The organism is Sphingomonas cavernae (assembly GCF_003590775.1).
In the GTDB taxonomy this organism is placed as follows: Bacteria; Pseudomonadota; Alphaproteobacteria; order Sphingomonadales; family Sphingomonadaceae; genus Sphingobium_A; species Sphingobium_A cavernae.
Genome location: NZ_QYUM01000002.1, coordinates 1446014 through 1457597, shown reverse-complemented (window position 1 = coordinate 1457597; position 11584 = coordinate 1446014). Strand labels below are relative to the sequence as shown.

The following is an 11584-nucleotide window of genomic DNA, read 5'->3' as shown; positions in this document are numbered from 1 at the left end:
CACGCGCATCATATCGAGCGGCGAGTACCCCGGCGAAGGCCGGGGTCCAGTAGCCCCGCACATTGCGGCCTGCCGCTCTGGACCCCGGCCTTCGCCGGGGTACGTGGCGGCTATTCCACCGCCTCGAACTGTGCGAGCGCGCGATATTTGGCGCGGAGCGACACCTTGTCGATCTTTTCGGTGCCGAGCCGAGGTAGTGGCTCGGCGACGAACCAGACGCGGCAGGGCAGCTTGAAGGCCGCGAGGCGTTCGCCGAGGAATTCGAGCAACTGCGCGATCTCGAGCGTCTCGCCCTTGTGGAGATGGACGACCGCACCGGGCACCTCGCCGAAACGATCGTCGGCAAGCCCGAACACCGCACTTTCGGCGACCGCCGGATGCTCGTAGATCGCGGCCTCGACCTCGACGCACGAGATATTCTCGCCGCCGCGGATGATGATGTCCTTTTTGCGGTCGACAATGAAGAGATAGCCGTCCGCGTCGAGATAGCCGATGTCGCCGGTGCGGAAATAGCCGTCGCTGGTCATCGCCGCGCGCGTCGCTTCCTCGTTGTTCCAGTAGCCGAGGAAGTTGCAGATCGTGCGGATCGAAACCTCGCCGCGCTCGCCTTGCGGCACCGGCCGGCCCGCGTCGTCGAGGATCGCGAGATCAACCAGCGGCTTCGACGCGGGGCCGGTGCTGTTGGGCTTGGCGAGGTAATTTTCGTTCAGATTACCGCAGCCCACCGCGTTGGTTTCGGTGAGGCCGTAGCCCAGGATCGGCTTGCCCCCGCCCATCTCGTCATTGAGGCGCTTCACATGTTCGGGCGGACGCGGCGCGCCGCCCGCCGCAAAATGCGCGACGGTCGAGAGATCATATTTGTGCCTGTTGGGATGGGTCATGATCTCGTAGCTCATCAGCGGCACGCCGACGAAATAGGTCGCCTTTTCACGTTCCATCAGCCGCATCGCTTCTTCGGCATCCCATTTGGGCATGAGCACGAGCTTGCGTCCCATCGCGAAGCTCTGGAGCATCACGGGGATTTCGGCGGTGACGTGAAACAGTGGCACGTTGAGCAAGGTGCAGGGCTGGACCGTCGGCGCGTTGCCGTCCTGCGTCGCGAGATCGAGCATCGCGAGCGTGTTGGCGAGATAGCTGAAAATGCCCTGCACGACGCCGCGGTGGTCCGAATAGGCGCCCTTGGACTGACCCGTCGAGCCCGAGGTGAAAAGGATCGTCGCGAGATCGTCTCCGGTGAGCTGGGGCAACGCGGTCTGGTCGCTGCCGCCCCTGGCGACGATCGGCGCGATGGCCTGTCCGATGGGCAGCCCGACGTCGAGTCCCACGACGGCGGCGCCATGTTCGGGATGCTCGGCCAGGCGCTGCACACGCGCGGCGTCGGCAATGACGAGCTGCGTGCCCGTGTCGCGAATGCCGTCGACCAGCTCATTGCCCTGCCACCAGCCGTTGAGCAGCGTCGCGACTCCACCCGCCATCAGCACGCCCATATAGGTGACGATCCAGGCAGGCGCATTGCGCATCGCGATGCTGACGCGATCGCCACGCTTGAGGCCATATCCGTCGATCAGCGCGGCGGCGACCTGCTTCGCGGCGGCGTAGGTCTGGGCGAAGCTCAGACGCTCGTCGCCCGAGACGAGGAAGGTCGCATCGCCGTGCTGCGCGCAGAAATGCGCGAAATAATAAGAGAGCGCGGGCGGCGCGGCGGCGATCATCGGAAGCTCGACGCCATAGCGTTCGATCATCGTCACGGGCAGCGGTCCGCCGGAACCCGTGACCTTCGCGATCGCCTCGTCGATACGCCGATCGAGTGCGCTCGGCATGAGATGCTCTCCTCTCTTGGTCTTGTCTGTTTCCGCCTATATGAAGGCCCAAATCATCAGGGGTAAAGAGCTTGTTTCTCACCTTTTCGGCTGCCGCTACGGCATACACGCATTTCGACAGCCTCGGGCTTTCGCCAATCGCGCTCGACCTCGGTTTCTTCAAGATCCGCTGGTATTCGCTGGCCTATATCACGGGAATCATTCTCGGCTGGTGGTATCTGCTCAAGCTGATCGCGCAGCCCGGCGCGCCGATGGCGCGGCGGCACGCAGACGACATGGTCTTCTACGCCACGCTGGGCATCATTCTTGGCGGCCGCATCGCCTATGTGCTCTTCTACCAGCCCGCGATCCTCAGCAATCCGCTCGACGTGCTCAAGCTGTGGGAAGGCGGCATGTCCTTCCATGGCGGCACCATCGGCGTATCGCTCGCGATCCTCTACCTGGCGCGCAAGAACGGGCTCAACTGGCTGAGGATCCACGACTATATCGCATGCTGCGTGCCCTTCGGGCTGCTTTTCGGCCGCCTCGCCAATTTCGTGAACGGCGAGCTTTGGGGGCGCACGACAGATGTGCCCTGGGCGATCATCTTTCCCGGTTCGGGCGATAATGAAGCACGGCATCCGAGCCAGCTCTACGAAGCGGGGCTCGAGGGCATCGTGCTGTTCGCGGTGCTGTGGTTCATGTTCTGGAAGACGCAGGCGCGCTACGAACCGGGCAAACTCGTCGGCACCTTCCTGCTCGGTTACGGCCTGTCGCGCTTTGTAGTGGAGTTCTTTCGCCAGCCCGACGCGCAACTGCTCGAATTCGCGGAGCGTACGGGGCTGAGCATGGGCCAATGGCTTACGGTTCCGATGATCGTCGGCGGCATCTACCTGATCGCCACCGCAAGGAAACGCCGCCAGCGCGTCGAGCCCGTTGCGGGAGGACAGAGCGTCGCCTGAGCAGCCCCTTCCCATCACTCCGTTCGTCCCGAGTAGCCATCGAGCTCGTCGAGATGGCATATCGAGGGATCAGTGCGGATGTCTCGATACGGGCTCTCGGCTTCGCTCGATCCCTACTCGACACGAACGGTTCTAGGATCGGCATATGACTCTCAATGCGCCCCTCGCCGCCAAACTGGCGCGCGCCATCGACCATGGCGGGCCGATGCCGGTCGCGCATTTCATGGCGCAGGCGAATGCGCATTATTACGCGGCGCGCGATCCGCTGGGCGCGGCGGGCGACTTCACCACCGCGCCCGAGATCAGCCAGATGTTCGGCGAGCTCGTCGGGCTGTGGCTTGCCGATCTGTGGCTGCGCGCGGGATCACCGCATACAGCGCATTATGTGGAGCTGGGGCCGGGGCGCGGGACGCTCGCCGCCGACGCGATGCGCGCGATGCGCGCGGTGCATCTCGAACCCCCGGTGCATTTCATCGAAACCAGCCCGGTCCTGCGCGCGGCGCAGGCGGAACGCGTCGCGCACGCGCGCTGGCACGATTCGATAGACACATTGCCCGACAGCGGCCCGCTGCTGATCGTCGCCAACGAGTTTTTCGACGCGCTGCCCGTGCGCCAGCTCGTCGCGACCGGCGAGGGCTGGCGCGAACGGGTCGTGGTGAACGAGGGCGAACATTTCGTCGCCGTGCCCGGGCCGCTTCCCATGGACGCAGCGGTGCCGGAAGCGCTGTGGGGCGCGCCCGAAGGGTCGATCTGCGAATCCTCGCCCGCATCGACCGCGATCGCCGCCGACCTCGCTGCGCGGATCGCGGATCAGGGGGGTGCCGCGATCCTGATCGACTATGGCTATTCAGGGCCTGCGATCGGCGAGACGCTGCAGGCGGTGAAAGCCCATGAATATGCCGACCCCTTCGCCGATCCGGGCGAGCGCGACCTGACCGCGCATGTAGATTTCGCCGCACTGGCCGAGGAGGGCCGGGGCGCGGGCCTGCGCGTCTTCGGCCCCGCGCCGCAGGGCGACTGGCTGCGCGGACTAGGGCTGGCGGCGCGCGCGGCGGCGCTCATAAAGGCAGCGCCCGAGCGCGCCGTTGAGATCGCGACCGCGCGCGACCGGCTGGCCAATCCCGCGCAAATGGGGCAATTGTTCAAAACACTGGCGTTCGTCGCGCCCGACTGGCCCGAACCCGAAGGATTCTGAAGTGACCGACGTCGAAGTGATCCGCGCCACCAGTCTTGGCGGCGTTCCGCACGGCTTTCTGGGCCGGCGCGGCGGTGTTTCGACGGGATTGCATGCCGGGCTCAATGTCGGGCTTGGCAGCACCGACGACCGCGAGGCGATCCTGGAGAACCGCTGCCGCGCCGCCGACGCGGTGCTTCCGCAGGCGACGCTCGTCACGGTCTTCCAGGTCCACAGCCCTGATGTGGAGACAGTCACGGCGCCCTTCGCCGAGGATCAGCGCCCGCAGGCCGACGCGCTGGTCACCGACCGGCCCGGGCTGCTGCTGGGCATATTGACCGCAGACTGCGTGCCCGTGCTTTTCGCCGATGCCGAAGCCGGCGTCGTGGGCGCGGCGCATGCCGGGTGGAAGGGCGCGATCAAGGGCGTCACTGACAATACGGTGGCGGCGATGGAGGCGCTGGGCGCCGATCGCGCGCGGATCACCGCCGCAATCGGGCCGTGCATCGCGCGCGCATCCTATGAGGTGAGCGACGATTTCTTCTGGACCTTCGCCGCGGTCGATCCCGAGAATGAGCGCTTCTTCAGCGCGAGCCGGCCTGGGCACCAGCAATTCGACATCGAGGCCTATGTCGCCGCGCGGCTGGCCGCAGCGGGGATCGGGCGCGTCGAGGCGCTGGGGCTCGACACCTATACGCAAGAGGAGCGTTTCTTCAGCTATCGGCGAGCGTGCCACCGTGACGAGCCCGGCTATGGCCGTCAGATCTCGCTGATCGGACTGGCGGGAGCGAGCGGGCAATGACGCCGCGCGAACTGATCGGCACGGCCAGGATCCCCGGCGGCGATGAGCTGCGCCTGTTTCGCCGCGGCAAGGATTTCATGATCGTCCTCGACCGCAACGAGCTGATGAGCACGCGGATGAGCGGGTCCGAAGAGGCGCTGGCGGTCATGACCTGCGAACGGCTGGAAGGACGCAAGGCGCCGCATTTGCTGATCGGCGGCTATGGCATGGGCTTCACCTTGCGCTCGGCATTGGCGGCGCTGCCCCGCGACGCGGAGATAATGGTCGCAGAACTGGTGCCCGAGATCATCGACTGGGCGCGCGGCCCGATGGCCGAGCTGGCGGCGGGGTGCCTCGACGATCCGCGCGTGCGGCTTTTCCAGGGCGATGTGGCGGCGGTGATCGGGAACGCGCGCCAGTCCTATGACGCGATCCTGCTCGACGTCGACAACGGACCCGATGGCCTGACGCGCGAGGGGAATGACGGGCTCTATTCGGTGCGCGGGCTTGCCGCATCAAGGCAGGCGCTCAAGCCCGGGGGGGTGCTGGCGATCTGGTCCGCGGCGCCGGACAATGCGTTTGCGCGCCGGCTGGGCGGAGCCGGGTTCGCGGTCGAGGAAGTCGCGGTGCGCGCACGCTCCAACGGCAAGGGCGCGCGGCACGTGATCTGGTTCGCGCGCAAGCCGGGCTGACAGCACAACCGACCATATGCGCGTTGTCATCGCGCAATTCGCATCTCTCGTCGTCGTGGCATGGATTGTCGGAGCGCGTCTCGATATGATGTAGTCATATTACACGTTTCGGAAAGTTTATTACATGCCCAACAAGCCCGATGAAGCCGACTTGACCGGCACGACTCCCCGCCGCCGGCCCAAGCCCGACGTGATCGAAATAAACGGCAAGAAGCTCAAGCCCTCGACGCTGATGATGGGTCACGGCTTTGACCCCGCGCTCTCCGAAGGCGCGCTGAAGCCGCCGATCTTCCTGACCTCTACCTTCGTCTTCGAGAATGCGGCCGCGGGCAAGCGCCACTTCGAAGGCGTCACGGGCAAGCGCCCCGGCGGTGCCGAGGGCCTCGTCTATTCGCGCTTCAACGGCCCCAATCAGGAGATCGTCGAGGACCGGCTGGGCGTTTGGGAGGATGCCGAGGAGGCGCTGACCTTCTCGTCGGGCATGTCCGCGATCGCGACTGTGCTGCTGACCTTCGTCAAGCCCGGCGACGTCATCGTCCATTCGGCCCCGCTCTATGCCGCGACCGAGACGCTGATCGGCCGCATCCTCGGCAAGTTCGGCGTGACCTGGCTCGATTTCCCCGCGGCCGCGACGAAGAAAGAGATCGAGGCCGTGGTCGAAAAGGCCAAGGCGCAGGGCAATGTCGCGATGATCTATCTCGAAAGCCCCGCCAATCCGACCAACGTCCTTGTCGACGTGCAGGCAGTGAGCGCGGTGCGCGACGCGATGTTCGAGGGTGAGAAGCCCCCGATCGTGATCGACAACACCTTTCTCGGCCCGCTCTGGCTGCATCCGCTCGAGCACGGCGCCGACATCGTCGTCTATTCGCTCACCAAATATGCGGGCGGGCACAGCGACCTCGTCGCGGGCGGCGCGCTGGGTTCGAAGGCGCACATGACGATGGTGCGCGCGATGCGCAACACGATCGGCACGATCCTTGACCCGCACAGCGCCTGGATGCTGCTCCGCAGCCTCGAAACGCTCGAGTTGCGCATGGAACGCGCCGGGCAAAATGCGGAGAAGATCTGCACCTGGCTCAAGGACCATCCGAAGGTGGAGAAGGTCGTCTATCTCGGTTTCCCCGAGACCGAGCGGCAGGCCGACATCTACAACCGTCACTGCAGCGGCGCGGGCTCGACCTTCTCGCTTTACCTCAAGGGCGGCGAAGCTGAGGCGTTCGCGTTCCTCGATGCGCTCAAGATCGCCAAGCTCGCGGTCAGCCTTGGCGGCACCGAGACGCTGGCGAGCCACCCCGCAGCGATGACACACCTGTCGGTGCCCGACGAGCGCAAGAAGGCGCTTGCGATCGGCGACAATATGGTCCGCATCTCGATCGGCGTGGAAGACGCCGACGATCTGATTGCCGATTTCGATCAGGCGTTGGCCGCGATCTGAACGCTTGGGCCCCGATCCGTTGAGGCGGAAGCCTCAACGGATCAGACCCTATTCAAATGGGCAAGACCGAAATCGGGACTATTTCGATTTCGGTGCGCAGCGCGAATGGTCTCCCGCTTTGCATGCAGCGACGTCGGCCTCCCATTTGCGACGCGCATCTTCCGCGGCGCGCACCTCGGCCTCGTGCTTGGCCTTGGCTGTCAGATAGGCCTGCTGCTGATTTTCATAAGCGCGCTGCTGCTCCTGATAGGCGCGCCGTTCGGCGTCGAATTTCTGCCGCTGCGCTTCGGCTGCCCGTAGCTGCTCCGAATTGAGCGCCTGGAGCTCCTCGCTGGCCGCCAGCTCGCTTGCTGCGCGGTCAATGGCGACGGTGCCCTCCACAAAGGCGTCCGGATAGCCCCCGGTAATTTTCAGCGTATAGGGACCCTTCCTGCCAGCGCTCACGCCGAGATAGTAGACGGCGTCCGCGGGCAGTGCGGCGTCAAGCACGGCCCCCTTGCCGCCCGTTGCCGACAGCATCTCGCTGCCTTCGGGAGTGTAGAGCGTGACGCTCGACGGGCCGACGACATCCAGCTTCAGCCGGATGCTCATGCCCTTCAATCCGGGCAGCCGGTAGATATCCGCGGCTTCGCGCAGATCGTGTCGTACGGTGTCTCCGATGTTGATCAGCCTTGCTTCCTGTGCGGTGACGGATGCATGGGCGAACGCGGCTCCAGCCGCGAGCAGGAGCGGAAGAACTCTCGTCATTGCCGGCTTCCCTGTTTACGCATCCACGCCCGCAGGCGCTCCATGGCCGCCTTTTCTTCATCGGCAGATTTTTGCGCGCGGGCGAGTGCCTGCACCTGTCTGCCGGCCTCCTCGCGACTGGCCTCGAGCAGCGCGGCTTGCTGCTTCGCTGTAGCACCGACCGGCGCCGACGGTTCGAGGACAATGGCAGGTTGAGGTGGCGCAGGCCGCCGCGGCGCGGGCGTCGCCTTGCTCGCCAGTGCATAACCGCCCGTCCAGCCAGTCTCGAGCCACTCGAGGTTCGGGCTGTTATATTTGGCGTAATCCAGCCGATCTTCCAAACGGCTCAAACTTGGTTCCTGATCGCAGCTTGAGCTCCAGTTCTCGTCGGCCGGGTCGTTTGCGCGGAGATATTTCTCAAAGGCTGCGTCAATGTCTCGACGCGCTTCCTTGTCCGACCCGATGTCGATGAAAGCAGTCACATAGCTTTTGTTTGAGCTGTGTTTCGTCGCGCTACAATAGAGAATGTCCGCCGACGCCTCCGCCGGGAGCATGGCAGCAAGAACCGCCGATGCAATGACCGCATATCTCAAATTTTCCTCCCCCCGGAGCTGATCCCCTCGATCAGGCGTCAAGCCTAGCCGCCCGGCAAATCCTTGGAAAGGGAGGATCGTTTCGTGGCGGTGAGACGGCGCGCAATGCTGCCCCGGAGTATCTGATAGCGGAGGGTCCCCTCCCCGGGGAATCTGGGGAGGGGGCCCCGCCGGGGCGTCTCAGCCCGGCTTCTTGAAGCGGTACATGATCCGATCGGTCTTGCCGCGGATCGCGGGATCGAAGACGCTCTTGCTGTGATCGTCGGCGGAAATGCGGAGCGCCTGGCTCTCGCCGTCGAAGACGAAACCGGCGCGCTTGAAATCGGCCTTCACCGTCTCGGGATCGATGCGGTGGAGCTTTTCGACAACCGCCCGCGTGTCGCCTGCAGGGCCGACATGGTCGACCACGACGACAGTGCCGCCGGGCTTCATTCCCTTGTAGAGCTCGGCGAGGATCTTCTCGGGGTCGACGCGGGGGAATTTATACTCGGCGCTTTCCCAATACATGTCGTGATAGACGAGATTGAGCAGCGCCACGTCATAGACGCCGGCGGGCTCGGCATATTGGTCGATCGGCGGCGCGGAGACCTTGATATTGCCATTGGCGGCGTGGAGCGCGCGCCAGATCGAGGCCGAGCGCGGATCCTCGTAGAAATTCTTGGGCTCAAAGGCGGTGACCTCTCCCCTGGGGCCGACCGCGCGCGCGAGGATCTGGGTGAAATATCCCTGCCCCGCAAAGAAATCGAGCGCCTTCTGTCCCGGCTTAACCCTCATGAAATCGAGGACCTCGGCGGGCTTGCGGCTTTCGTCGAGCGCCACCTGCTTTTCCGGGCGGCCATCCGGCGCAACGGCGGCGGCATAGTCGGCGGGCGCCATCGCGGCGAGCGGTGCGGCGAAGAAAAGCGGCAGGGCGAGGAGTGCGAGACGGACGCGCATGAGGATATTCCCCTATCTCTGGTCAGGTTGCGAGCCTGACACCTGCCAGCAAAGCGTCAACCGCCTTCGTCGACGCGATTCGCGCGTCGGTCGAACTCAGGCCCCGGCGTGTAGCGCGAAACGCGCGCGGACATGCTCGGGGATCGGCTGCGACCGCCCCGTTCCCAGGTCCACATGGACGTGGATCAGTTCGATCCGCGCACGCAGATCGTCCGCGCCCGCGCCGTGAAGCGCGATCTCGGTCGTCATGCTGCTGTTGCCGAAACGGCTGACGCGCGCGTGCGCATCAACCTCCTCGTCGGCGCGCAGCGGCTTCCTGAAGTCCACGGTGGCGCGCGCGACGTGGAAGTCCAGCGCCTCCTCCGCCGCGAAAGGCATTCCCACCGCGCGCCAGAACTCGGTGATCACCAGGTCGGCATATTCGAGATAGCGCGAATTGAAGACGACCGACTGCGGGTCGAGCTCGGCATAGCGCACGCGGAAACGGTGGGTGAAGGGGAATGCTGGCGCCGTCATGCGATGTTTCATGGCGGATCGGCGCGGGCTCATCAACCGCCACATCATATTAGCAATTCCTTCAACATATGGGCGCAGCCTCGCTTCGTGGGATATCGCCGGGGGGGGAGCCTGCATCAATGTCGAACTTGACCATATTACGCGCTCAGCATGACGAGCTGCTTCGCCAGGCTGGCATATTGAAAGGCTATATCGGGCTGGCTGCCGCGCCCGACACGGTAGAATTGTTCCGGGTCCGCCAATCCTTCGCCAACGCGCTGATCGCGCATCTCGCCGAGGAAGATTGGGTGCTTTATCCGCGCCTGCTCAAGAACAACGACCCCGTCATCGTCGACACGGCACAGGCCTTTGTCGATGAAATGGGCGGATTGCTCGATGCCTTCAGATCCTGGTCGACACGCTGGACCGCTGACTCGATCCGGCGTGAATGGAATGAATTCTGCGTCGAGACCGAAGGTCTTCTGAGCGCGCTCGCAATCCGCATCGAGCGCGAGAACACCCAGCTCTACCCGCTGGCAGATCGCGGTGACGCGATAGCGGCCTGACGCGACGCACCGTTCAGGCGGCGCGGCACGGGGTCCGCGCAATTGCGGACCCCGGTCAGTACGAAGCGGGTCGCTGCTTCAGCCCGTCTTTGCGGGCGTGTTGACCCCCATCGACTGAAGATATTTCTTCACGTTGCGCGCGGCCTGCCGGATGCGCTGCTCGTTCTCTACCATCGCGATGCGGACATAGCCCTCGCCATCCTCGCCATAGCCGACGCCCGGCGCCACCGCGACGCCCGCATGGGTGAGGAGCTGCTTGGAGAATTCGAGGCTGCCGAGATGCGCGAGCGCCGGCGGCAACGGCGCCCAGGCGAACATCGAGGCGCGCGGGGGCGGGATTTCCCAGCCCGCGCGGCCGAAGCTCTCGACCAGCACGTCGCGGCGATGCTTGTAGAGCTGGCGGTTCTTCTCGACGATGTCCTGCGGGCCGTTGATCGCGGCGCACGCCGCGGCCTGGATCGGGGTGAACGCGCCATAATCGAGATAGGATTTCACGCGGCTGAGCGCGGCGATCAACGTCTTGTTGCCGACCGCGAAGCCCATGCGCCAACCCGCCATCGAGTAGGTCTTCGACATCGAGGTGAACTCGATCGCAACGTCCTTGGCGCCGGGCACCTGAAGGATCGAGGGCGTCGGGCAATCGTCGAAATAGATTTCCGAATAAGCGAGGTCGCTGAGCACCCACAGCCCGTGCTCCTTGGCGAAGGCAACGACGCGCTCATAGAAAGCGAGATCGACAACTTCGGCGGTCGGGTTGGATGGATAGCCCATCACCAGCACCTTGGGCTGGGGCACGGTGAACTTCACCGCGCGCTCCAGCGCCTGGAAATAGCGCTCATCGGGGGTGGTGGGCACCGAGCGGATCGACGCGCCCGCGATGATGAAGCCGAAGGTGTGGATCGGATAGCTGGGATTGGGCGCGAGCACGACATCGCCCGGCGCAGTGATCGCCTGTGCGAGGTTGGCGAGGCCTTCCTTCGACCCCATCGTCACGACGACCTCACTCTCGGGATCGACGTCGACGCCGAAGCGGCGGCCATAATAGCCCGCCTGCGCGCGGCGCAGCCCGGGAATGCCCTTGGACTGCGAATAACCGTGCGCGTCGGGCTTCCTCGCCACTTCGCACAGCTTTTCGATCACATGGTCGGGCGGCGGCAGATCGGGGTTGCCCATGCCCAGATCGATGATGTCCTCCCCTGCCGCACGCGCCGCTGCCCGCATCGCATTGACTTCGGCGATGACATAGGGAGGCAGGCGTTTGATGCGGTAGAAGTCTTCAGTCATTGATCTTTCCTTTTGTGGGTGCACCTATGACGCCGACGTGGACATCGCTATGGTGCAAGGGCCGCTATATCCTTTGGGAAGCGGGCATGCCAGCGAAGAGAGGCGGGGCATGGCAGCTTGTGGCGATCGGGAGATATGCGG

Annotated in this window: 12 protein-coding genes; 6 read left to right on the top strand and 6 right to left on the bottom strand. The window is 64.8% G+C overall.

Annotated features, from left to right (window positions below):
• Positions 1 to 110: 110 nt before the first annotated feature.
• Positions 111 to 1820 carry a class I adenylate-forming enzyme family protein gene (locus D3876_RS07190; protein ID WP_119760685.1) on the bottom strand — a complete coding sequence of 570 codons (1710 nt, stop codon included), beginning with the start codon at positions 1818 to 1820 and terminating at the stop codon, positions 111 to 113.
• Positions 1821 to 1891: 71 nt separating this feature from the next.
• On the opposite strand from D3876_RS07190, the gene lgt reads away from it, so the two are divergent.
• From lgt to D3876_RS07165, 5 genes are all read left to right on the top strand, one after another.
• The gene (lgt, locus tag D3876_RS07185; protein ID WP_119760683.1) at positions 1892 to 2761 is read left to right on the top strand and encodes a prolipoprotein diacylglyceryl transferase; all 870 of its coding nucleotides are present in this window, start codon (positions 1892 to 1894) and stop codon (positions 2759 to 2761) included.
• Between the two features lie 145 nt (positions 2762 to 2906).
• On the top strand, positions 2907 to 3956 hold the full coding sequence (locus D3876_RS07180; RefSeq protein ID WP_119760681.1) for a class I SAM-dependent methyltransferase: 1050 nt from the start codon (positions 2907 to 2909) through the stop codon (positions 3954 to 3956).
• A 1-nt stretch (position 3957) separates the two neighbouring features.
• Positions 3958 to 4737, top strand: a complete 780-nt coding sequence (gene pgeF / locus D3876_RS07175; RefSeq protein WP_119760679.1) for a peptidoglycan editing factor PgeF — start codon at positions 3958 to 3960, stop codon at positions 4735 to 4737.
• On the top strand, positions 4734 to 5408 hold the full coding sequence (locus tag D3876_RS07170; protein ID WP_119760677.1) for a spermidine synthase: 675 nt from the start codon (positions 4734 to 4736) through the stop codon (positions 5406 to 5408). The genes pgeF and D3876_RS07170 overlap by 4 nt, the downstream gene beginning before the upstream one ends.
• Before the next feature lie 124 nt (positions 5409 to 5532).
• Complete coding sequence (locus D3876_RS07165; protein ID WP_119760675.1) at positions 5533 to 6843, top strand: cystathionine gamma-synthase family protein; 1311 nt, start codon at positions 5533 to 5535, stop codon at positions 6841 to 6843.
• A 78-nt stretch (positions 6844 to 6921) separates the two neighbouring features.
• Here D3876_RS07165 and D3876_RS07160 read toward each other — a convergent pair whose 3' ends face one another.
• From D3876_RS07160 to D3876_RS07145, 4 genes are all read right to left on the bottom strand, one after another.
• Positions 6922 to 7590: a hypothetical protein gene (locus tag D3876_RS07160; RefSeq protein WP_119760673.1), complete on the bottom strand. Its 669-nt coding sequence runs from the start codon at positions 7588 to 7590 to the stop codon at positions 6922 to 6924.
• Positions 7587 to 8162, bottom strand: a complete 576-nt coding sequence (locus D3876_RS07155; protein WP_147417602.1) for a hypothetical protein — start codon at positions 8160 to 8162, stop codon at positions 7587 to 7589. Before D3876_RS07155 ends, D3876_RS07160 begins: the two co-directional genes overlap by 4 nt.
• Before the next feature lie 180 nt (positions 8163 to 8342).
• Positions 8343 to 9098: a class I SAM-dependent methyltransferase gene (locus D3876_RS07150; RefSeq protein ID WP_119760670.1), complete on the bottom strand. Its 756-nt coding sequence runs from the start codon at positions 9096 to 9098 to the stop codon at positions 8343 to 8345.
• A 96-nt stretch (positions 9099 to 9194) separates the two neighbouring features.
• A complete protein-coding gene (locus tag D3876_RS07145) occupies positions 9195 to 9614 on the bottom strand; it encodes an acyl-CoA thioesterase (protein WP_119761147.1) in 420 nt (139 codons plus the stop codon).
• Positions 9615 to 9733: 119 nt separating this feature from the next.
• On the opposite strand from D3876_RS07145, the gene D3876_RS07140 reads away from it, so the two are divergent.
• Entirely contained in the window at positions 9734 to 10159 is a 426-nt protein-coding gene (locus tag D3876_RS07140; RefSeq protein ID WP_182911907.1) for a hemerythrin domain-containing protein, read from the top strand.
• 78 nt (positions 10160 to 10237) lie between these two features.
• Here the strand turns inward: D3876_RS07140 and D3876_RS07135 are convergent, their stop codons facing one another.
• Positions 10238 to 11443: an LL-diaminopimelate aminotransferase gene (locus D3876_RS07135; RefSeq protein WP_119760666.1), complete on the bottom strand. Its 1206-nt coding sequence runs from the start codon at positions 11441 to 11443 to the stop codon at positions 10238 to 10240.
• Between the last annotated feature and the right edge of the window lie 141 nt (positions 11444 to 11584).

Bases quoted from the DNA above. Each gene is read 5' to 3' on its own strand.
- D3876_RS07190 (WP_119760685.1), bottom strand. From the start codon at position 1,820: ATGCCGAGCGCACTCGATCGGCGTATCGACGAGGCGATCGCGAAGGTC.
- D3876_RS07180 (WP_119760681.1), top strand. From the start codon at position 2,907: ATGACTCTCAATGCGCCCCTCGCCGCCAAACTGGCGCGCGCCATCGAC.
- D3876_RS07170 (WP_119760677.1), top strand. From the start codon at position 4,734: ATGACGCCGCGCGAACTGATCGGCACGGCCAGGATCCCCGGCGGCGAT.
- D3876_RS07165 (WP_119760675.1), top strand. From the start codon at position 5,533: ATGCCCAACAAGCCCGATGAAGCCGACTTGACCGGCACGACTCCCCGC.
- D3876_RS07160 (WP_119760673.1), bottom strand. From the start codon at position 7,590: ATGACGAGAGTTCTTCCGCTCCTGCTCGCGGCTGGAGCCGCGTTCGCC.
- D3876_RS07150 (WP_119760670.1), bottom strand. From the start codon at position 9,098: ATGCGCGTCCGTCTCGCACTCCTCGCCCTGCCGCTTTTCTTCGCCGCA.
- D3876_RS07145 (WP_119761147.1), bottom strand. From the start codon at position 9,614: ATGACGGCGCCAGCATTCCCCTTCACCCACCGTTTCCGCGTGCGCTAT.
- D3876_RS07140 (WP_182911907.1), top strand. From the start codon at position 9,734: ATGTCGAACTTGACCATATTACGCGCTCAGCATGACGAGCTGCTTCGC.
- D3876_RS07135 (WP_119760666.1), bottom strand. From the start codon at position 11,443: ATGACTGAAGACTTCTACCGCATCAAACGCCTGCCTCCCTATGTCATC.